This is a genomic window from Solwaraspora sp. WMMA2059 (genome assembly GCF_027497315.1).
Classification (GTDB): Bacteria; Actinomycetota; Actinomycetes; order Mycobacteriales; family Micromonosporaceae; genus Micromonospora_E.
Genome location: NZ_CP114908.1, coordinates 3,765,281 through 3,784,481, shown reverse-complemented (window position 1 = coordinate 3,784,481; position 19,201 = coordinate 3,765,281). Strand labels below are relative to the sequence as shown.

Genomic DNA, 19,201 nt, shown 5'->3' with positions numbered 1-19,201 from the left:
CCAGGTGCGTCACCCGCACCTCGCACCCGGTCGTCGTGCGCCGACCGGTGGGTGAAGGCCCCGCGACCGTGCCCGGTCCGGGCCACAACGGCACGAACCGGGCACGGGTACGTCAGACCCGGGCGAGGACGCGTCGGGTCGGCGACTGGACGCGTTCGGATCAGGGGCGTTCCACGTGGGCGCCGAGGTCGGCCAGCTTGGCCTCGAAGTCCTCGTAGCCGCGGTTGATCAGGTCGACGCCGTACACCCGGGAAGTGCCCTCGGCGGCGAGCGCCGCGATCAGGTGGCTGAACCCGGCCCGCAGGTCCGGGATGACCAGGTCGGCGGCGTGCAGCTTGCTGGGCCCGGCGATCACCGCCGAGTGCTTGAAGTTGCGCCGGCCGAACCGGCACGGCGTACCGCCCAGGCACTCCCGGTAGACCTGGATCGTCGCGCCCATCGTGTTGAGCGCCTCGGTGTAGCCCAGCCGCTGCTCGTACACCGTCTCGTGGACGATCGACAGCCCACGGGCCTGGGTCAACGCGACGACCAACGGCTGCTGCCAGTCGGTCATGAAGCCCGGGTGCACGTCGGTCTCCAGGGCCACCGCGCGCAGTTCGTTACCCGGGTGCCAGAACCGGATGCCGCCCTCCTGGCCGGCGCTGCCGACGCGCGGTGGGCGGGCGTCGGTGACCTGGTACGCGCCGCCGACCGACCGGAACACGTTCAGGAAGGTCATCATGTCGGCCTGCTGCGCGCCGAGCACGTTGACGTCGCCGCCGGTGGCCAGCGCCGCCGCCGCCCAGCTGGCTGCCTCGATCCGGTCCGGGATCGGCCGGTGCGAGTAGCCGCCGAGCCGGGGAACGCCGTGGATCTCGATCACCCGGTCGGTGTGCACCTTGATGATCGCGCCCATCTTCTGCATGACGCAGATCAGGTCGACGATCTCCGGCTCGACCGCGGCGTTGCGCAGCTCGGTCACCCCGTCGGCGAGTACGGCGGTCAGCAGCACCTGCTCGGTGGCGCCGACGCTCGGGTACGGCAGCTCGAACTTGGTGCCGTGCAGACCGTTGGGCGCGGTCAGGTGCAGCCCTTGCGGGGTCTTTTCGACGACCGCGCCGAACTCGCGCAGCGCCTGCATATGGAAGTCGATCGGCCGCGGACCGATGTGGCAACCGCCGAGGTCCGGGATGAACGCGTGGCCGAGCCGGTGCAGCAGCGGGCCGCAGAACAGGATCGGAATCCGGCTGGACCCCGCGTGCACGTTGATCTGGTCGAACGAGGCGCTTTCCACATTGGCCGGATCGAGCACCAGCTCGCCGTCCTCAACGCCGTCGCTGACCTTGACCCCGTGCAGTTCGAGCAGGCCCCGGACGATCTCGACGTCGCGGATCCGCGGTACGTCGTACAACCTGCTCGGCTCGTCGCCGAGCAGGGCGGCCACCATCGCCTTGGAGACGAGATTCTTGGCGCCTCGAACCCGGATCTGCCCGTGCAGGGGAGTGCCGCCGTGCACGATCAGGACGTCGTCGGTCAAGGAAACCTCCAGCGCGTCGATGCTGCCGTCTTGTGGGGTGGAGCTGGCCCGGCGAGATGGGATCAACATGTCCCGACCGGCGGTGAGTGAAACCGGACGACCCGCGTACGGAGCCGGCGGTCGGTGGACCTCGGGTGACATCCGGTTACCGGCTGTCACCGGGGAGCATCGAAGATCCGCGCTGCCCGTTCGTCGCCTGAGGCAGCATAGCGCTCCGTGATGGAAGTGGGATCCCGCAGCGGCTGCGATTGGCACGAATTCGGGAACGATGGCACGTATACGTAGGAGCTAGATTACGTTGGGTGATCTGGTGATGCGGTGTCCGCTATCCGATCAGGGAGCCTGTCCGATCAGGGCAGTGCCAGCATCTGGTCCAACGCGACCCGCGCGAAGTGCGCCGTACGCGGCTCGACCGTGATCTGGTTCGGCACCCGGCCGGCGACCAGCTCTTCCAACGCCCACACCAGGTGCGGCAGGTCGATCCGGTTCATCGTCGAGCAGTAGCAGACCGTCCGGTCCAGGAACATGACCTGCTTGTCCGGGTGGGCCAGCGCCAACCGGCGGACCAGATTCAGCTCCGTGCCCACGGCCCACGCCGATCCGGCCGGGGCGGCCTCGATGGTCCGGATGATGTACTCCGTCGAGCCGATCTGGTCGGCGGCGGTGACCACCTCGTAGCGGCACTCCGGGTGGACCAGCACGTTGACCCCGGGCACCCGCATCCGTACCTCGTCGACGCTGCTGCGGGTGAACCGGCCGTGCACCGAACAGTGCCCCCGCCAGAGCACCATCTTCGCCTCGCGCAACTGCTGCGCGGTCAGCCCACCACCGGGCTTGTGCGGGTCGTAGAGCACACAGTCGTCGGCGTCCAGCCCCATCTCCAGCACCGCCGTGTTGCGGCCCAGATGCTGGTCCGGCAGGAACAGCACCCGCTGACCGCGCTCGAACGCCCAGGTCAACGCGCGCTTGGCGTTCGACGAGGTGCAGACCACCCCGCCGTTGCGGCCGACGAAGCCCTTGATGTCCGCCGACGAGTTCATGTACGTCACCGGCACAGTCGAGTCGGCCGCGCCCGCGTCGGCCAGCGCCTCCCAGGCGGTCTCCACCTGGCCGAGGGCGGCCATGTCCGCCATCGAACAGCCGGCGGCCAGATCCGGCAGCACCACCCGCTGCGCGTCGCCGGTCAGGATGTCGGCGCTCTCCGCCATGAAGTGCACACCGCAGAAGACGATGAACTCGGCCGACGGCCGTGCGGCGGCCTCCCGGGCCAGCTTGAACGAGTCGCCGGTGACATCGGCGAACTGGATGACCTCGTCGCGCTGGTAGTGGTGACCGAGCACGAAGACCCGGTCGCCGAGCGCCGCCTTGGCGGCGGTGGCCCGGGCGACCAGATCCGGATCGCTGGGTGCCGGGAGCTCGCCCGGGCAGTCGACGCCGCGCTCGCTGGCCGGGTCGCTGCCCCGGCCGAGCAGCAACAGGGCGGTCGCGGTGCTGGAAGGCTCAACCCACGTCGAAGTCACGAGATCCATGCTCGCACAGGTCCGCCCGCCTGCGACCAGCCCAAGTGTGGCCTGCCACACTGCCAGACCATGCGGGTCCTGATCTGTCCGGACAAGTTCGCCGGCACCCTGCCCGCCGCCGAGGTGGCCGCCGCCGTCGCCACCGGGTGGCGGGACCGGGCGCCCACCGACGAGCTGGTGCTGCGCCCGTTGTCCGACGGCGGTCCGGGATTCGTCGAGGTGCTGGCCGAGTCGACCGCCGGCCGGCGGGTCCCGGTACCGACGGTCGACCCACTCGGCCGACCGGTACCCGGGGAGATCCTGCTGGTCGACGGCCCGGGGGCCGGGGCGACCGTGACCGCCGGACCGACCGCGTACGTGGAGAGCGCCCAGGCGTGCGGCCTGCACCTGCTCACCGAGGCCGAACGTGACCCGAAACACACCACCTCGTACGGCCTGGGGTTGCTGCTGGTCGCGGCGGTCGAACACGGTGCCCGTCGAGTGGTCGTCGGGCTCGGCGGGTCGGCCACCAACGACGCCGGGGCCGGCATGCTCACCGCGCTGGGGGTCACCCCCCTCGACGCCGCCGGCTACGCCCTGCCGTACGGCGGCGCGGCCCTCGCCGGGGTCGACCGCCTCGACGGCGCACCCCGGCTGCGCGGGGTCGAGCTGGTCGCCGCGACCGACGTCGACAACCCGCTGACCGGGCTGCACGGGGCCAGCAACGTGTACGGGCCGCAGAAGGGCGCCGACCGGGCCGACGTACTGCTGCTCGACGCCGCGCTGCAGCGGTTCGCCGGCATCCTGGTCGCGGACCTGCCCGGCTGCCCGCCCGAGCTGGCCGCGCTGCCCGGGGCCGGCGCCGCCGGAGGCATCGGCGCCGCGCTGCTCGCCCTCGGCGGGCGGTGCGAGTCGGGCATCGACCTTGTCACCGCGTTGATCGGGCTGTCCGCCGCGTTGGACGCCGCCGACCTGGTGATCACCGGCGAAGGGTCGTTCGACCACCAGTCGCTGCGCGGCAAGGTGGTCGCCGGGGTGGCCGGCGCGGCCCGGGACCGGGGACTGCCCTGCGTGGTGGTCGCCGGCCAGGTGTCCACCGGTCGGCGGGAGTCGGCCGCGGCCGGCGTCACTGAGGCGTACGCCCTGGTCGACCACTTCGGCGGGGAGACCGGCGGTGGGCTGGCGCAGGCGCTGGCCCAGCCGGCGGACGGGCTGCGTGGGATCGCCGCCCGGCTGGCCGGCCAATGGAGCCGCTGACGGCGTGCCGGCGGCCGGGGAACGGTGAGTTCCCGGTGATCTTGCGCTGGTGATCTTCCGGATGATGGGATGCGCGGCGGATCACGTACGGATTGTGGCCACCCGGATTGGGAATCGTCGCCCGGCCGGTTAGCGTTACCTGATACGGACGAATTCGCACCGTCGCAGGGGAGACCTTCACGTGAGCACATCAGCGCAGTCCGAAACGGCCGAGACCGCCGCCTCGACCACCGTCGTCCTCACCGACGTGGCGGCCGAGAAGGTCAAGGCACTGCTCGACCAGGAAGGCCGCGATGACCTGCGGCTGCGGGTCGCCGTCCAGCCCGGCGGCTGCTCCGGCCTGCGGTACCAGCTGTTCTTCGACGAGCGGTCGCTCGACGGGGACATCGTCGACGACTTCGGCGGCGTCGAGGTCGTGGTGGACCGGATGAGCGCCCCGTACCTGACCGGCGCGAAGATCGACTTCGCGGACCGGATCGACGCTCAGGGTTTCACCATCGACAACCCGAACGCGCAGAACTCCTGCGCCTGCGGCGACTCCTTCCACTGAGCCGCCAGGGGGTACGTGTCCGCAGCCGCGTCCGGGGCCGGGAGACCCTACTCGGACGTCGGCTGACGGCGAGGGTTGACGGCGCGGTGATCGTGCCGATTCGAGAGCGGTAGGGGTTCTGACGGTCCCCGTACCGGTAAGCTGGCCCGCGCACGATTTCCCCACCCCGACACCCGAGGGCCGACATGAAGATCGCCGTCACCGGCTCGATCGCCACCGACCATCTGATGCACTTCCCCGGCCGGTTCGCGGGTCAGCTCATCGCGGACCAGCTGGACAAGGTGTCCCTGTCGTTCCTCGTCGACGACCTGGTCGTCCGCCGGGGCGGGGTGGCGGCGAACATCGCCTTCGGGATGGCCCAGCTCGGTCTGCGTCCGGTGCTGCTCGGCGCGGTCGGCGCCGACTTCGCCGACTACCGTTCCTGGCTGGAACGCCACGGCGTCGACTGTGACTCGGTGCATGTCAGCGAGTTGGCGCACACGGCCCGCTTCGTCTGCACCACCGACGACGACCTGTGCCAGATCGCGTCGTTCTACGCCGGTGCGATGAGCGAGGCCCGCAACATCGAGTTGGCACCGGCCGCCGCCCGGGTGGGCGGCCTCGAACTGGTGCTGGTCAGCGCCAACGACCCCGAGGCGATGCTCCGCCACTCGGCCGAGTGCCGCGACCGGGGCTACCGGTTCGCCGCCGACCCGTCCCAGCAGTTGGCCCGGATGAGTGGCGAGGACGTCCGCCAGCTCATCGACGGTGCGGAGTATCTGCTGACCAACGAGTACGAGCGGTCGCTGCTGGAGAGCAAGGTCGGCCTCACCGGCGACCAGGTGCTCGACCTGGTGACGGTACGGGTCACCACGCTCGGTGCCGACGGGGTGGAGATCACCGGCCGGGGCATCGAGCGGATCCACGTACCGGTGGCCCGCGACGTGGTCGCCGACGACCCGACCGGTGTCGGTGACGGCTTCCGCGCCGGCTTCTTCGCCGCCCTCGGCTGGGGCCTCGGTCTGGATCGCGCCGCGCAGGTCGGCTGCCTGCTCGCCGCGCTGGTGCTGGAGACCACCGGGCCGCAGGAGTACGCCGTCAAGCCGGACATCTTCCTCAAGCGGCTCGCCGACTCGTACGGCGACGCCGCCGCCGACGACGTCCGCCCCTACCTGCCGGCCTGACCAACTGCTTGCACCGCCGGCCACGCCGCCTACCCGCTCACCCGCTCGCCCCGCAACAGCGTCGGCCTGCGCACCCACGACAGCGTCGGTGGCCAAGATCAGGTGAGCGCCATGGACCTCACCTCGCGGTTGAGACGTCCGCAGCGCTCACCTGATCTTGATCTCTGCTCAGCTCACCTGACGCGCGGTCAACTGGGTGACGAAGGTGATCCATTGGTCGGCGGAGAAGTGCAGCGTCGGTCCGGTGCGGTCCTTGCTGTCGCGGACCGCGACGGCGTCCGGCAGTACGGCGCACTCGACGCAGTCGCCGTTGTTGGCGCTGCGGCTGCTGGTGAACCAGCGGGCGGTGGTCAGGTCGGGGGTGGGCATGACAGCCTCCAGCGCTATGCCGCGTCGGCCAGCTCCCGGATCAGCGCGCGGGAATCGGCGGGCGAGAGAGCGGCCTGACGCAGGTTGTCCGCCACCATCGTATAAGTGCGGACACCGTCCGGGTCCTGGATGTACATGGCACCGTCGAGCAGTTCGGTGTAGGCGATCGGCCGGACCCGGTCGAAGTCCAGCACCACGAACTTGCCGAGCGGCGTAGCGGCATGCGGCCCGTCCTCGGGCCGGAGGATCTGGACGGTGACATGCGGCAGGCTGGCGAGGTCGGCCAGGTGCCGCAGTTGTGCGCGCCTGGTGTTGTCGCCGTTGACCCGTAACCGCAGCGCCGCCTCGCCGATCACCGCGTGCAGCGTCAGTGGCTCGTCGTCGGTGAGCCGGCGGGCTCTGGCCTGACGGAACGACACGAACCGTTCAGCGTGGTCGGGCCGGACGAACCCGGTGCCGAGGGTGAGCGCCTGGGCGTACTCCTCGGTCTGCAGCAGGCCGGGGAGCACCATCGACTCGAAGACGAACGCGCTGTCGGCCAGTCCTTCCAACCCGACGTAGGTCCGGAACCAGTCGGGCACGACGTTCGCCCAGGGAGCCCACCAGGTCTTGGCATCCGACCGGCCGGCCAGCGAGGTGAGCCGTTCGATCGTCGGCTGATCGGCGCCGCAGGTCCGCAGCACCTTGGCGATGTCGTCCGGGAACTGCTGGTAGCGGCCGGTCTCCATGTGCCCGAGCTTGGGTTTGCCGATCCCCGTCTCGGCGGACAGTTCACTCAGCGACATCGGCACGTCGCGCCGGTAGCGACTCAGCTCGGCACCGATCAGCCAGCGCAGCGCCGAGGGGTCCATCCGTGTGCTCATCACTCCCGCCTTCCGCTAGCGATGCAGTCATCATTGCCTATTGCCAATCTCGATGCAACTGCTTACGTTAGACGTCTAGTCATCGATGGAGGGGAGCGTGTGGTGAACGAGAGCGAAGAACGATGGTCGTCGGAGACGGTTGACGAGCAGCGCAGGCTGCTGGAAGACCTGCACGGGGAGCCGCCGGCGCGCTTCGCCATCTGTGCGGATACTGAGGCCGGCGAGGACAGCGAGGACGGTGGAGTGCTCGGCTGGGGGCTGGCGTTCGACGACGAAGCCGTGGTCGTACCGACCAACGGCGGCCTGCCCAACCCGTTCAGCGGCATCAAGGCAGCACTGCGGCTGTACGGGATGGTCCACCCCGTGCAGCTGGTGTGGGTCGACCCGCCCGACGGTCGCCAGCTGACCTGAACCGCGGAGGTCAGGCCGGTCGCAGCACCGCGACCAGGAAATCGGAGTCGTCGCGGTACGGGCGCAGGTCCCAGGTCGCCAGCAGCAGATCCTCGACCAGATCGGCGGCGTGCATGTCGGCCAGGAAGTCGGTGACCGGGTAGCCCCGGTCGGTGCCGAACCCGACCACGATCCGGCCGCCGTCGCGCAGGTGCAGCCGCATCCGGCGCAGCACCTCCTGGCGGGTGTCCGGCGCCAGGAACGTCATGACGTTGCCGGCGCTGACGATCGCGTCGAAGCCGTCGGTGATGCCCTGTGCGGGCAGGTCCAGCTCGGCCAGGTCGCCGACCAGCCACCGCGGGCCGGGGTGGTCCTGCCGGGCGGCATCGATCAGCACCGGGTCCAGGTCGACGCCGACGACGTCGTGACCGGCGGCGGCCAGCGCCGCGCCGACCCGGCCGGGTCCGCAGCCGGCGTCCAGCACCCGTGCCGTACGGGGCAGCATCGCGTCGACCAGCCGGGCCTCACCGTCGAGGTCGGCCCCGTCGCGGGCCAGCGACCGGAACCGGTCGACGTACCACTGTGAGTGCCCAGGGTTGGACTCCAGCAGCTTGCTCCACCCGTTCTGCGCGCTCACGCCCGCCATCCTCGCACGCCGGCATTCTGCTGGGCCTGGTGCCGTGGACCAACAGGCCTGGCCGAACGGCACGACGTGCGCTCCGCCGGAGGGCGGTTGAGGTGTATCCCGAAGAGGTGTCTCAACCGGCTGTCGCGGACACGCCGATGTGAGGCTGAGTTACGTATCAACGAGCAGGTTAGGTACCTCAGCCTCACATCGGTGGCGCTGCTGATCGACTAGCAGTTCGGCGGGAGGCTTCAGTGGCTGCGGCGGACGTCGAAGGCGGGGGAGTCGGCGACGGTCGACGCGGCGACGAACTCCTGGCCCCGGATCCGGCACCAGGCCGGGATGTCCAGGGCGGCCGCCGGATCGTCGGCCAGCACCCGGACCACCGACCCGACCGGCAGCTGCGGCAGCCGCCGGGCCAGCGCGATCACCGGCAGCGGGCAGCGCTGACCCAGGCAGTCGAGAGTCTCCGCCACCTCGCTACCAGGTGGCTGCGCCGTCTCGCCGCCGGAGCGCTGCGGTGCCGTGTCGTCGTCGGTCACAGGCCGACCACCCCGGCCTCGGCCCGCAGGTCGGCCACCACCTGCGGCAGCTCGGCCAGGAACCGGTCGACCTCCGCGTCGGTGGTGTCCCGGTGCAGCGACACCCGGACGTTGCCGTGTGACAGCACCCCCATCGCCTCCAGCACGTGTGACGGGCGCAGCGTGGACGACGTACACGACGAGCCGGAGGAGACGGCGAAGCCGCGCCGGTCCAGCGCGTGCAGCAGCGCCTCACCGTCGACGTACAGGCAGGAGAAGGTGACCAGGTGCGGCAGCCGGTCGGTCGGGTCGCCGACCACCTCCACGTCGGGCACCGTCGCGGCCACCGTCGCGCGGATCCGGTCCACCAGTGCCGACAACCGGGCGGCCTGCGCGTGCGCCTCGGCGGCCGCCGTGCGCAGCGCCGCCGCCGACGCGACCACCGCCGGCAGGTTCACCGCTCCGGGCGTACGGCCGAATTCCCGCTCGTCGGCCGGGTAGGGCGACTCCCACCGGGTGCCCTTGCGGACCACCAGCACCCCGACGCCCGGCAGCCCGCCCCACTTGTGAGCGCTGGCCGTCAGCACCGACCAGCCGTCCGGCACCGGCATCCGACCCACCGACTGGGCGGCGTCGACGTACAGCGGCACCTCGTGCGCGGCGCAGGCCCGGGCCGCCTCGGCGACCGGTTGGACCGTACCCACCTCGTGGCTGGCGCTGATCAGTGCGGCGAACGCCACACCCGGCCGGGCCACCGCCCCCGACCAGGCGGCCATATCGAGCCGGCCGAGCCGGTCCACCGGCACCGGCACCGCCTCGCCGCCGTCGGCGGTGTGCCGCTGCCCGGCGTGCAGCACCGCCGAATGCTCGATCGCCGAGTGCACCAGGGTGCGCCCGACCCGACGCCGCCCGGCGAGACCGCCGAGGACGGCGGCGTGTGCAGCGACCGTACCGCTGGGTGTGAAGGAGATCTCGTCGGTGCGGACCCGCAGCACGTCGGCGGTGACCTCGCGGGCCGCGTCGAGGAGCTGACCGGCCCGGCGGGCCCGGGTGTACAGCTTGGCCGGGTCGGCCCAGCCGTCGGTCAACGCCGCCGACAGTGCCTCCCGGGCGACCGGGTGCAGCGGTGCGGCGGTCGCGGCGTCGAGATAGTCCACAGCCGTCGACGGTACCGGCCGTGGGCTGGCCCGCCGGTGGTCGTGGCGGGTGACAAACCAGACCCCACGCCGATGGTGACCCGTCGGGTCGAGTAATCTGCGACCGTCGGTGACGCCTTTGATCGCCGATGTCGTCACGCGTGGCCAGGTCGATCCGGTTGCCACAGGTGGCATCGGTGGCACCGCGAGGGAGGCAGGACCAGGTGGTCGCAAGCGATTCAGCAGGGCAGCCGTCGGCCGTCGGCCGGCAGCCGACGCACGCACGGCGCGCGCCCGGTCGGCGACAGCTCCGGTTCCGGGCCGCTGGGCTCGGTCTCGGCGGCGCGGCACTGCTCACCCTGCTCACTGGCTGCGACGTCGGGGAGGCGTTCGGCGGCTTCGGCTGGCCGCAGGGCATCACACCGCAGGCCCACCGGATGTACGACCTGTGGATCGCCTCGGTGATCGCGGCGCTCGCGGTCGGCGTCTTCGTCTGGGGTCTGATCTTCTGGTGCATCATCCGGTACCGCAAGCGCGGCGACCAGTTGCCGGTGCAGACCCGGTTCAACATGCCGATGGAGTTCCTCTACACCATCGCGCCGATCCTGGTCGTCTCGGTGCTGTTCTACTACACGGCCGTCGTGCAGACCGATGTCGACCGGCTCAGCGAGGACCCGGACGTCACCGTCGAGGTCGTCGCGTTCAAGTGGAACTGGCAGTTCAACTACCGCGACGGGGTCGGTGAGGACGCCAACACGGTGGCGTCGACGGTCGGTTCCTCCGACATCATCCCGGTGCTGGTGGTCCCGTCGGAGCGGACCATCCGGTTCGAGGAGACCAGCACCGACGTGATCCACTCGTTCTGGGTGCCGGAGCTGCTGTTCAAGCGGGACGTCTTCCCGGGCAGCATCCGTAACCAGTTCGAGGTGACCATCGAACAGAACGGTGCCTACGTCGGCCGGTGCGCCGAGCTGTGTGGCACGTACCACTCGATGATGAACTTCGAGATGCGGGTGGTCGACCCGGAGCAGTACGACCAGTTCATCGCGGCGAAGCAGGCCGGTAGCTCGACGCCGGACGCGCTGGCCGCGATCGGGGAGGAGCCGTACGCGGTGACGACCTTCCCGTTCGACACCAAGCGTGACGCGCAGAACTTCGGGAACGCGAGCGCCCAGGGCGCGGGAAGCTGAGGGCCGGTCATGAAGACCGAGTGGCGACTGTTCGGCATCGTCGCGGCGTTCCTGCTCGTCGTGTCCGGTGTCTACCCGGCGTGGACCTACGGGCAGCTCGGGCACGTCGAGTGGATCGGCACCACGGCGCTGATCCTGTCCTTCCTGCTCTGCACGATGTGTGGTGGCTTCTTCTGGTTCGTGTCGCGCCGGATCGATCTGCGCCCCGAGGACCGGCCGGACGCTGAGATCTCCGACGGAGCGGGCGAGGTCGGCTTCTTCAGCCCGGGCAGCTACTGGCCGTTCGGGGTGGCGCTGGCCGCGACCGTCGCCGGTCTCGGCCTGGTCTTCTGGCAGTGGTGGCTGCTCATCTTCGGGCTGCTCTCGGTGATCGCCACCGCAGCCGGTCTGCTGTTCGAGTACTACACCGGCACCCGGCGTACCGCCGAGCACTGAGCCGGGCCGAGCACTGAGCCGGTTCGTCGCCGGCGTCGGCTGAGCCGGCCGACCGTCACCGGCTGTTGCGGCGGCGCAGCTTGGCGCCCCAGCCGGCGACGGCTGTCGGGGCGCCGCCGACAGCTACCGGGGTGCCGATCCGCTCCGGCGAGGACCAGACACAGCGGTCGACGGTGGGTTGGCGGACGGCCTTGACCGCCGCGTGGACGAAGATCACCCGGTAGATCACGTCGGCGACCATGATCAGCGGGAGCAGGAGCAGCAGCTGCCGGTGGTGTAGCCGCCAGGCGGACAGCACCCAGCGCAGGATCAGCAGCAGGTACGCGTAGTCGAAGGTGCTGACCTGCCGCCCCACCCGGTGACCGAGGATGCCCCGGAAGGTGCCCCAGAGCCAGCGCAGATTCTGCTTGTACCAGTCCCGCAGCGAGGTCGGGTCCTGCAACAGCGCGGTGGCCCGGGGCGCGTGGACGACAGGAGTCGCAGCGGGCGGTCAGCCGGCGGTGGTACCCGCAGCCGACTGGGCCACCTGCACCCACCGGTCCAGCAGCGCGGCGGCCGCGCCGCTGTCCACCGCCTCGGCGGCCCGGCCCAGCTGCGCCCGCATCGTCTCCAGCAACCCGTCAGCCGGCGCGGCGCCGGTCTGTACCGCCTGAGCGGTCAGCGCCGCTGCGGCGTTGACCAGCACCGCGTCCCGGACCGGACCGGACCGTCCGGCGAGCAGCCGGCGGGTGACATCGGCGTTGAAGGCGGCGTCCCCACCCCGGAGATCGCCGGGGGCGCTGCGGGCAACCCCCAGGTCCTCGGCGGCGTCCACGACCATCGCGCGCACCACGCCGTCGGCGGCGAACCAGACCCTGGTCGGGGCGGCGGTGCTGAGCTCGTCCAGCCCGTCCTCACCCCGCATCACCAGTGCGGTGTCGCCCCGGCTGGCGAACACCTGCGCCATCACCGGCGCCATCCGGGTGTCGAAACAGCCGATCGCCCCGGCCTGAGGCCGGGCCGGGTTGGTCAGCGGGCCGAGGAAGTTGAAGGCAGTCGGTACGCCGATCTCCCGCCGGGTCGTCCCGGCGTGCCGCATTCCCGGGTGGTACCGGGCGGCGAAGCAGAACCCGATGCCGACCTCGGCGACGCACCGGGCCACCCCCTCGGGGCCCAGGTCGAGCGGGATGCCGAAGTGCTCCAGCAGGTCGGCGGCCCCGCACGACGACGAGGCGGCCCGGTTGCCGTGCTTGACCACCCGGGCACCGGCGGCTGCCACCACCAGCGCCGCCATCGTCGAGATGTTCACCGTGTGGGCCCGGTCGCCGCCGGTACCGACCACGTCCACCGCGTCGGCGCGCAGCGCTTCCGGCAGGTCGACCGGTACGGCGTCGGCGAGCATCGCCTCCACCAGACCGACCAGCTCCGCCGGGGTCTCGCCCTTGGCGCGCAGCGCGACGGCGAACCCGGCGATCTGGGCCGGGGTGGCGGAGCCCGCCATGATCTCGCCCATCGCCCAGGTGGTGTCGGCGGTGGAGAGCTGCTCGCCGGCGAGCAGCGCACTGAGCAGATTCGGCCAGGACCGTTCACCCATGGGGTCTCTCCCAGGTGCGATGGGGCGTGTGCGCGATGCGGTACGGGACGGTGCGGCGGAACGTGGACGGTGCAGCCCGGTGCAGGTGCGGTGCGGGGGTGGGTCAGGCGGCGGGCAGCTTGCCGGACCGGCCGCGCAGCATGCCGGCGACGGTCTGGCCGGTGGTCACCGGGTCGAGCGGGTGCATCAGGGTGGCGTCGACCTCGGCGAACGAGGCCAGCCAGCGGTCGGCGGCGCGGGCGATCACCACGCAGGTCGGCGGCGCGTCGGCGCGGTCGTCCTTGATCTGCCGGGCGATGCCGAGCCCGCCGCCGGGGGTGGCCTCACCGTCGAGCAGCATCAGGTCGATCTCGTACTCGTCGACCAGCCGGACGCACCCGGCGTAGTCGGACGCCTCGACGAACTCGACGGTCAGGTCGGTGGCGGGGCGGGTGCCGACGGCCAGCCGCATCCGGTCCCGCACCTGCGGGTCGTCGCTGTAGAGCAGGACGGTGTGTACGCGCTCGGTCATCTTGTCGCTCGACTCCCACCTCGTAGCTGCGCGCTGATCGTACCGTCCGACCGCGTCGCGTCCGGCGAGCGGGTCAGTCGGCGGCGGCCGCCGCGCGGGCCTGCCGTGCCTCCTGACGGTCGAGTTCCCGGTCGACGCGTCGGGCCTCCCGCTCGGACTGGCGCATCCACTGCACCACCAGTACGGCGAGCATGGTGACGCTGACGAACTCCCCGCCGGCCCACAGGACGCCGCCGGCCACCTCCTGGTCGGCCCACGGGTCGGCCCAGGTCAGCCCGAGCGACGGGTACCAGTCGCCGCCGAACAGGGTGTTGCTCTGCATGACGGTGAGCCCGAGCACGGTGTGGAACGGCACGGAGAGCACCATCAGCAGCGCCCGGGCCGGGTACGGCCAGCGGCCGGGCAGCGGGTCGAGCCCGACCAGCGGCCAGAAGAACAGGCAGCCGGTCATGATGAAGTGGGCGTGGACGAACTCGTGGGCGAGGGAATTTTCCAGGGTCAACCGGTACAGATCAGTGAAATACAGCACAAACGGGTTGATGACGAACAGGCCGAAGGCGACCAGCGGGAAGGTGAGCACCCGGGCGTACCGGCTGTGCAGGACGGCGAGCAGGCGACGCCGCGGCGCGCCGGGCAGGGTGCGCAGCGCCAGGGTGACCGGTGCGCCCAGGGCGAGGAAGATCGGCGCGATCATCGACAGCACCATGTGCTGGACCATGTGCACCGACAGCAGCGTGGTGTCGTAGGCGCCCAGCCCACTCACGGTGACGGCGGCGATGCCACCCAGTCCGGGGCCGAGGAACAGTACGGTGCGTGACACAGGCCAGCGGTCGCCGCGCAGTCGTAGCCGGTGCACCCCGTACAGGTAGAGGCCGGCGGCCACGACGAGTGTCAGCGCCAGCCAACTGGTCAGCTGGATCTCGGTGAACAGGGCCGAGACCGTGAACGGCGGGACGGCGATCGCAGCGACATCTGCCACATGACGAGGCTAGGCCAGCGGCCCCGGTCGACGTTATCCGGCCCACCGGCGGGTCGGGTTTGCCACCCCGCCGTCCGTGGGCACTGACCGGCAGCAATAATGACCGCGTGACTGCGGCCCCAGCGATTGACAAGAGCCGGATCCACTCGCTGACCCGACCGAACATGGTCAGCGTCGGGACGATCGTGTGGCTCTCCAGCGAACTGATGTTCTTCGCGGCGCTGTTCGCGATGTACTTCTCCATCCGTGCGGCGGACTACAGCATGTGGGAGGAGCACACCCCACAGCTGAACATCCCGTACGCGACGGTCTTCACCGCGATCCTGGTGGCCTCCTCGGTCACCTGTCAGATCGGGGTGTTCGCCGCGGAGCGGGGAGACGTGCACGCGCTGCGGCGGTGGTTCACGATCACCTTCGTGATGGGCCTGATCTTCCTGCTCGGCCAGATCAACGAGTACCGGGAGCTGGTCCACCACGGCATCAAGATCAACAGCGACGGGTACGGCTCGGTGTTCTACCTCACCACCGGCTTCCACGGCCTGCACGTGGCGGGCGGCCTGGTCGCCTTTCTGATCTACATGGTCCGTACCACGATGGGGCGGTTCACCCCGGCGCAGGCCACCTCGGCCATCGTCGTGTCGTACTACTGGCACTTCGTCGACGTGGTCTGGATCGGCCTCTACTTCATGATCTACTGGCTGCAATGATCATCAAGCGGTCACTCACCGTGATGGTGCGGCGTCGTGCCGACCAGGCAGGTCGCAAAACCGACAAGGATTCAGGTCAATGACATCTGACACCCCCGCCGACCGGCGAGCCGACCGTGGACGCGGTCTCCTCGCCCGGCTGCGCAGCGGGCGGGCCACGCCGCGAGGCCGGGGCCGCCGTCGGCTGGGCACCGCGGTCCGGTTGCTCGCCGCGCTGTTCCTGGCCGGCGGTGCGTACACCGTCTTCGCTCCGGGCCTGCAGGCGCAGGACACCCCGCAGCTGTCCCAGGCGGCCGAGGACGGCAAGGCGCTGTTCGACCAGAGCTGCATCTCCTGCCACGGGCGCAACGCCCAGGGCGTCGAGGGACGCGGCCCCAGCCTGATCGGTGTCGGATCGGCGTCGGTGGAGTTCCAGGTCGGCACGGGCCGGATGCCGATGGCCCGGCAGGAGGCCCAGGCCGAGCGCAAGCCGGTGGTCTTCACCGAGGAGGAGATCCGCCAGCTCGGCCAGTACATCCAGGAGCTGGGCGGCGGCCCGCAGCTGCCGGACGGTGAGATGCTGCGTACCGGCGGTGACATCGCCGTCGGTGGCCATCTCTACCGGATCAACTGTTCGTCCTGCCACGCCTTCAGCGGCGGCGGCGGCGCGCTGTCCTCCGGCAAGTACGCACCGAGCCTGGAGCCGGCCACCGACCGGCAGCTGTACGCCGCCATGCTGACCGGTCCGCAGAACATGCCGGTCTTCGGGGACAACCAGCTCACCCCCGAGCAGAAGCGCGACATCATCGCCTTCGTGCAGGAAGGGCTGAAGACCGACGGCGACCCCGGCGGGCTGGCCAACCTCGGCCGGTACGGTCCGGTGACCGAGGGCATCGCCATCTTCCTGGTCGGCATCACCGCGCTGGTCTTCGCCAGCCTGTGGATTGCGGGGAAGTCATGAGCACCGACATCGACACCACCCAGCAGCACCGCCAGTCAGCGCAGGTGAGCCTGGACGACCCTCGGCTGACGCCGTTCGACGTGCTGCGCGAGGGTGCCCGTCGCGACGACATCGAGATCGTGCACTACGAGCCGCCGTTCCCGGTGCCCGGCACCAGGGCGGAGCGTCGGATCAGCCGGTTCGTCGCCGGGCTGTTCCTGCTCGCCGGGCTCACCGCGACCGCGTTCCTGGTGGTCTACATCTGGTGGCCCTGGGAGTACGAACTCGGCACCGGGATCAGCAAGTTCTACACCCCGCTGCTCGGCGTCAGCCTCGGGCTGACCCTGCTGGCCATCGGCGTCGGCATCCTCACCTGGGGCAAGAAGCTGCTGCCCCACGAGGTGGCGATCCAGGACCGGCACGATGGTCCGTCCAGCCCGGACGACCGCAAGATCACCGGCGGCACGCTCACCTACATGGTGGACGAGCTCGGGGTCAAGCGCCGGCCGCTGCTCGGGGTGTCGCTGCTGGCCGGGTTGGCTCCGGTCGCCGCGGTCGCGGCCGCTCCACTGGTCGGCGGCCTGATCCGGGATCCGCACACCGACAACCAGATGGCCACCACCGGCTGGGAGCCGGTCGAGACGACCGGTGGCGGCACCGAGCTGGTCCGGCTGACCAGGGAGGACGGCTCACCGATCCGGCCCGCTGACGTCAGCGTCGGTGGTCAGATGACGGTCTTCCCCGGAATTCCCGGCGGACACACCAACCGGTACGCCGACTCGCCGACCCTGCTGATCCACCTGCGGCTGGACGACGCCCAGACCGCCCGGCAGAACAACGAGGCGGCGGGCAAGCCCGACTACATGTGGGGCAACTACATCGCGTACTCGAAGATCTGCACCCACGCGGGCTGCCCGGCGAGCCTGTACGAGCAGCAGTCCAACCGGCTGCTCTGCCCCTGCCACCAGTCGCAGTTCCTGATCACCGACAACGCCAAGCCGGTCTTCGGCCCGGCCAGCCGTCGGCTGCCGCAGCTGCCCATCTCCGTCGACGACGAGGGCTTCTTCGTCGCCACCTCCGACTACACCGAGATCGTCGGACCCGACTTCTGGGAGCGGCCATGAAACGCCGTAAGTTCGACGCCCGGGCGCTGCCCGGCCAGGCCGCCGGGCAGCTCGACGACCGGTTCCAGGCAGCTACGCCGCTACGCAAGCTGCTGAACAAGGTCTTCCCGGACCACTGGTCGTTCCTGCTCGGCGAGATCGCGCTCTTCTCGTTCGTCGTCGTCCTGCTCACCGGTGTCTACCTGACCTTCTTCTTCGACCCGTCGATGGAGGAGGTCGTCTACGACGGCAGCTACGCTCCGCTGCGCGGGATCCCCATGTCGGCGGCGTACGCGTCGACGCTGGACATCTCGTTCGACGTCCGGGGCGGCCTGATCATGCGGCAGATGCACCACTGGGGGGCGCTGCTGTTCATGGCGTCGATCGTGGTGCACATGCTGCGGGTGTTCTTCACCGGCGCGTTCCGCAAGCCGCGTGAGGCGAACTGGATCATCGGCTCGCTGCTGTTCTGGGTCGGCTTCCTCGCCGGCTTCACCGGCTACTCGCTGCCCGACGACGGCCTGTCCGGCACCGGGCTGCGGATCGCGTCGGCGATCATGCTGTCCATCCCGGTGATCGGGTCCTGGGTCACCTCGTCGATCTTCGGCGGCGAGTTCCCGGGCACGATCATCATCAGCCGGTTCTACATCGCCCACGTGCTGCTGATCCCCGGTCTGCTGGTGGCGCTGATCAGCGCACACCTCGGCCTGGTCTTCAAGCAGAAGCACACCCAGTGGGCCGGCCCGGGACGAACCAACGACAACGTGGTCGGTGAGCGGATGTTCCCCCGCTACGCGATCAAACAGGGCGGCTTCTTCATGATCGTCTTCGGGGTGGTCGCCCTGATGGCGGGGGTCTTCCAGATCAACCCGGTGTGGCTGTTCGGCCCGTACGAGGCCGCCGTCGTCTCGGCGGCGAGCCAGCCCGACTGGTACGTCATGTTCCTGGACGGCTCCACCCGGTTGATGCCAGCCTGGGAGCTGACCATCCCGATCGGCGACGGGTACGTGATCCCGCCGCTGTTCTGGCCGACCGTGGTGCTGCCCGGCATCCTGGTCATGCTCTCCCTGGCGTACCCGTTCCTCGAAGCGCGGTACACGAAGGACAAGGCCAGCCACAACCTGCTGCAGCGGCCCCGGGACGTGCCGGCCCGTACCGCCGTCGGCGCCATGGCCGTCACCTTCTTCATCGTGCTGACCATCTCCGGCGGCAACGACGTGTTCGCCGACAAGTTCTTCATCAGCCTGAACGCGATGACCTGGGCCGGTCGGATCGGATTGATCCTGCTGCCACCGCTGGCCTACTACGTGACCTACCGGATCTGCCTCGGTCTGCAGCAGCACGACCGCGAGGTGCTGGCGCACGGCGTCGAGACCGGAATCATCCGCCGGCTGCCCGACGGCCGCTTCGTCGAGGTGCACCAGCCGCTCGGGCCGACCGATGAGCACGGCCACGGCAAGCTGGAGTACGTCGGCTGGGTGGTACCCAAGAAGATGAACCGGCTCGGCGCGCTCGGCCCGGCCGTCAAGGGCTTCTTCTTCCCGATCGAGAAGCCGGCACAGGTTCCGCCGCCGGCGCATGTGGCGATCGACCCGGCCGAGGAACAGCCGACCGAACTGCGGTCGGCTGGCAAGGAGAAGCAGCCGGCCGACCGCGAGGAGATCAGCAGCGGCAGCCGCTGACCACCGCGCACCCGGAGTCGACAGAGGCGCCCGCCGAGCAGATCGGCGGGCGCCTCTGTGATCTCACACCTGCACCGGCCGTCCCCACAAGCCCTGTCGCCACGGTAGTAGCGGTATCCCTAAGAGACTGCGGTGATCCATTGGTGACGGTTTCCTCTCGACGTAGCGTCATGGTCGACAGCGATCGATCAACCGCAAGGTAGTCGCTCGGAG

General features: G+C 70.3%; 21 protein-coding genes. 10 read left to right on the top strand and 11 right to left on the bottom strand.

Annotation, left to right across the window (positions count from 1 at the left end):
• Positions 1 to 160 precede the first annotated feature (160 nt).
• Positions 161 to 1,516 (bottom strand): UDP-N-acetylglucosamine 1-carboxyvinyltransferase, encoded by a 1,356-nt coding sequence (gene murA / locus O7553_RS17225; protein ID WP_348650145.1) that lies wholly within the window; start codon positions 1,514 to 1,516, stop codon positions 161 to 163.
• Between the two features lie 350 nt (positions 1,517 to 1,866).
• The gene (gene nadA / locus O7553_RS17220; protein ID WP_281550760.1) at positions 1,867 to 3,036 is read right to left on the bottom strand and encodes a quinolinate synthase NadA; all 1,170 of its coding nucleotides are present in this window, start codon (positions 3,034 to 3,036) and stop codon (positions 1,867 to 1,869) included.
• Between the two features lie 69 nt (positions 3,037 to 3,105).
• On the opposite strand from nadA, the gene O7553_RS17215 reads away from it, so the two are divergent.
• From O7553_RS17215 to O7553_RS17205, 3 genes are all read left to right on the top strand, one after another.
• Positions 3,106 to 4,272, top strand: coding sequence for a glycerate kinase (locus tag O7553_RS17215; RefSeq protein WP_281550759.1), 1,167 nt, complete (start codon positions 3,106 to 3,108; stop codon positions 4,270 to 4,272).
• Between the two features lie 181 nt (positions 4,273 to 4,453).
• Positions 4,454 to 4,822 (top strand): iron-sulfur cluster insertion protein ErpA, encoded by a 369-nt coding sequence (erpA, locus tag O7553_RS17210; RefSeq protein WP_278170370.1) that lies wholly within the window; start codon positions 4,454 to 4,456, stop codon positions 4,820 to 4,822.
• A 185-nt stretch (positions 4,823 to 5,007) separates the two neighbouring features.
• Positions 5,008 to 5,985 (top strand): carbohydrate kinase family protein, encoded by a 978-nt coding sequence (locus O7553_RS17205; protein WP_281550758.1) that lies wholly within the window; start codon positions 5,008 to 5,010, stop codon positions 5,983 to 5,985.
• 168 nt (positions 5,986 to 6,153) lie between these two features.
• On the opposite strand, the gene O7553_RS17200 is transcribed toward O7553_RS17205, so the two are convergent.
• Together O7553_RS17200 and O7553_RS17195 are read right to left on the bottom strand one after the other, a co-directional pair.
• The gene (locus O7553_RS17200) at positions 6,154 to 6,354 is read right to left on the bottom strand and encodes a DUF397 domain-containing protein (protein WP_281550757.1); all 201 of its coding nucleotides are present in this window, start codon (positions 6,352 to 6,354) and stop codon (positions 6,154 to 6,156) included.
• A gap of 14 nt (positions 6,355 to 6,368) precedes the next feature.
• Positions 6,369 to 7,217: a helix-turn-helix transcriptional regulator gene (locus O7553_RS17195; protein WP_281550756.1), complete on the bottom strand. Its 849-nt coding sequence runs from the start codon at positions 7,215 to 7,217 to the stop codon at positions 6,369 to 6,371.
• Between the two features lie 102 nt (positions 7,218 to 7,319).
• Here O7553_RS17195 and O7553_RS17190 point away from each other — a divergent pair, with 102 nt between their 5' ends.
• Positions 7,320 to 7,628: a hypothetical protein gene (locus O7553_RS17190; RefSeq protein WP_281550755.1), complete on the top strand. Its 309-nt coding sequence runs from the start codon at positions 7,320 to 7,322 to the stop codon at positions 7,626 to 7,628.
• Positions 7,629 to 7,638: 10 nt separating this feature from the next.
• Here O7553_RS17190 and O7553_RS17185 read toward each other — a convergent pair whose 3' ends face one another.
• From O7553_RS17185 to O7553_RS17175, 3 genes are all read right to left on the bottom strand, one after another.
• Positions 7,639 to 8,244, bottom strand: a complete 606-nt coding sequence (locus O7553_RS17185; protein ID WP_281550754.1) for a class I SAM-dependent methyltransferase — start codon at positions 8,242 to 8,244, stop codon at positions 7,639 to 7,641.
• A gap of 239 nt (positions 8,245 to 8,483) precedes the next feature.
• Complete coding sequence (locus tag O7553_RS17180) at positions 8,484 to 8,708, bottom strand: sulfurtransferase TusA family protein (RefSeq protein WP_281555642.1); 225 nt, start codon at positions 8,706 to 8,708, stop codon at positions 8,484 to 8,486.
• Between the two features lie 62 nt (positions 8,709 to 8,770).
• The gene (locus O7553_RS17175; protein WP_281550753.1) at positions 8,771 to 10,084 is read right to left on the bottom strand and encodes an aminotransferase class V-fold PLP-dependent enzyme; all 1,314 of its coding nucleotides are present in this window, start codon (positions 10,082 to 10,084) and stop codon (positions 8,771 to 8,773) included.
• Positions 10,085 to 10,239: 155 nt separating this feature from the next.
• Here O7553_RS17175 and coxB point away from each other — a divergent pair, with 155 nt between their 5' ends.
• Both coxB and O7553_RS17165 read left to right on the top strand, forming a co-directional pair.
• A complete protein-coding gene (coxB, locus tag O7553_RS17170) occupies positions 10,240 to 11,079 on the top strand; it encodes a cytochrome c oxidase subunit II (RefSeq protein ID WP_281555641.1) in 840 nt (279 codons plus the stop codon).
• 9 nt (positions 11,080 to 11,088) lie between these two features.
• Positions 11,089 to 11,514, top strand: coding sequence for a cytochrome c oxidase subunit 4 (locus O7553_RS17165; RefSeq protein ID WP_123602747.1), 426 nt, complete (start codon positions 11,089 to 11,091; stop codon positions 11,512 to 11,514).
• A gap of 55 nt (positions 11,515 to 11,569) precedes the next feature.
• Here O7553_RS17165 and O7553_RS17160 read toward each other — a convergent pair whose 3' ends face one another.
• The 4 genes from O7553_RS17160 to O7553_RS17145 form a co-directional block, all read right to left on the bottom strand.
• Positions 11,570 to 11,956: a hypothetical protein gene (locus tag O7553_RS17160; RefSeq protein WP_281550752.1), complete on the bottom strand. Its 387-nt coding sequence runs from the start codon at positions 11,954 to 11,956 to the stop codon at positions 11,570 to 11,572.
• 48 nt (positions 11,957 to 12,004) lie between these two features.
• On the bottom strand, positions 12,005 to 13,087 hold the full coding sequence (trpD, locus tag O7553_RS17155) for an anthranilate phosphoribosyltransferase (RefSeq protein ID WP_281550751.1): 1,083 nt from the start codon (positions 13,085 to 13,087) through the stop codon (positions 12,005 to 12,007).
• Positions 13,088 to 13,190: 103 nt separating this feature from the next.
• Positions 13,191 to 13,598: a hypothetical protein gene (locus O7553_RS17150; RefSeq protein WP_278170359.1), complete on the bottom strand. Its 408-nt coding sequence runs from the start codon at positions 13,596 to 13,598 to the stop codon at positions 13,191 to 13,193.
• Between the two features lie 73 nt (positions 13,599 to 13,671).
• Positions 13,672 to 14,577 carry a cytochrome c oxidase assembly protein gene (locus tag O7553_RS17145; protein WP_348650064.1) on the bottom strand — a complete coding sequence of 302 codons (906 nt, stop codon included), beginning with the start codon at positions 14,575 to 14,577 and terminating at the stop codon, positions 13,672 to 13,674.
• Between the two features lie 107 nt (positions 14,578 to 14,684).
• On the opposite strand from O7553_RS17145, the gene O7553_RS17140 reads away from it, so the two are divergent.
• The 4 genes from O7553_RS17140 (at position 14,685) to O7553_RS17125 (ending at position 18,988) form a co-directional block, all read left to right on the top strand.
• Positions 14,685 to 15,284: a heme-copper oxidase subunit III gene (locus O7553_RS17140; RefSeq protein ID WP_281550750.1), complete on the top strand. Its 600-nt coding sequence runs from the start codon at positions 14,685 to 14,687 to the stop codon at positions 15,282 to 15,284.
• 79 nt (positions 15,285 to 15,363) lie between these two features.
• Positions 15,364 to 16,224, top strand: coding sequence for a cytochrome c (locus O7553_RS17135; protein ID WP_281550749.1), 861 nt, complete (start codon positions 15,364 to 15,366; stop codon positions 16,222 to 16,224).
• Positions 16,221 to 17,327, top strand: a complete 1,107-nt coding sequence (locus O7553_RS17130; protein WP_281550748.1) for a Rieske 2Fe-2S domain-containing protein — start codon at positions 16,221 to 16,223, stop codon at positions 17,325 to 17,327. Before O7553_RS17135 ends, O7553_RS17130 begins: the two co-directional genes overlap by 4 nt.
• Positions 17,324 to 18,988, top strand: a complete 1,665-nt coding sequence (locus O7553_RS17125; protein ID WP_281550747.1) for a ubiquinol-cytochrome c reductase cytochrome b subunit — start codon at positions 17,324 to 17,326, stop codon at positions 18,986 to 18,988. Before O7553_RS17130 ends, O7553_RS17125 begins: the two co-directional genes overlap by 4 nt.
• The last annotated feature ends 213 nt before the right edge of the window (positions 18,989 to 19,201 follow it).

What these genes read in the sequence shown, in the direction of transcription:
- O7553_RS17175 (WP_281550753.1), bottom strand. Translation starts at nt 10,084, where the DNA reads ATGCCACCTGTGGCAACCGGATCGACCTGGCCACGCGTGACGACATCG.
- O7553_RS17150 (WP_278170359.1), bottom strand. Translation starts at nt 13,598, where the DNA reads ATGACCGAGCGCGTACACACCGTCCTGCTCTACAGCGACGACCCGCAG.
- O7553_RS17215 (WP_281550759.1), top strand. Translation starts at nt 3,106, where the DNA reads ATGCGGGTCCTGATCTGTCCGGACAAGTTCGCCGGCACCCTGCCCGCC.
- O7553_RS17125 (WP_281550747.1), top strand. Translation starts at nt 17,324, where the DNA reads ATGAAACGCCGTAAGTTCGACGCCCGGGCGCTGCCCGGCCAGGCCGCC.
- O7553_RS17195 (WP_281550756.1), bottom strand. Translation starts at nt 7,217, where the DNA reads ATGAGCACACGGATGGACCCCTCGGCGCTGCGCTGGCTGATCGGTGCC.
- O7553_RS17165 (WP_123602747.1), top strand. Translation starts at nt 11,089, where the DNA reads ATGAAGACCGAGTGGCGACTGTTCGGCATCGTCGCGGCGTTCCTGCTC.
- O7553_RS17205 (WP_281550758.1), top strand. Translation starts at nt 5,008, where the DNA reads ATGAAGATCGCCGTCACCGGCTCGATCGCCACCGACCATCTGATGCAC.
- O7553_RS17135 (WP_281550749.1), top strand. Translation starts at nt 15,364, where the DNA reads ATGACATCTGACACCCCCGCCGACCGGCGAGCCGACCGTGGACGCGGT.
- O7553_RS17200 (WP_281550757.1), bottom strand. Translation starts at nt 6,354, where the DNA reads ATGCCCACCCCCGACCTGACCACCGCCCGCTGGTTCACCAGCAGCCGC.
- O7553_RS17130 (WP_281550748.1), top strand. Translation starts at nt 16,221, where the DNA reads ATGAGCACCGACATCGACACCACCCAGCAGCACCGCCAGTCAGCGCAG.
- trpD (WP_281550751.1), bottom strand. Translation starts at nt 13,087, where the DNA reads ATGGGTGAACGGTCCTGGCCGAATCTGCTCAGTGCGCTGCTCGCCGGC.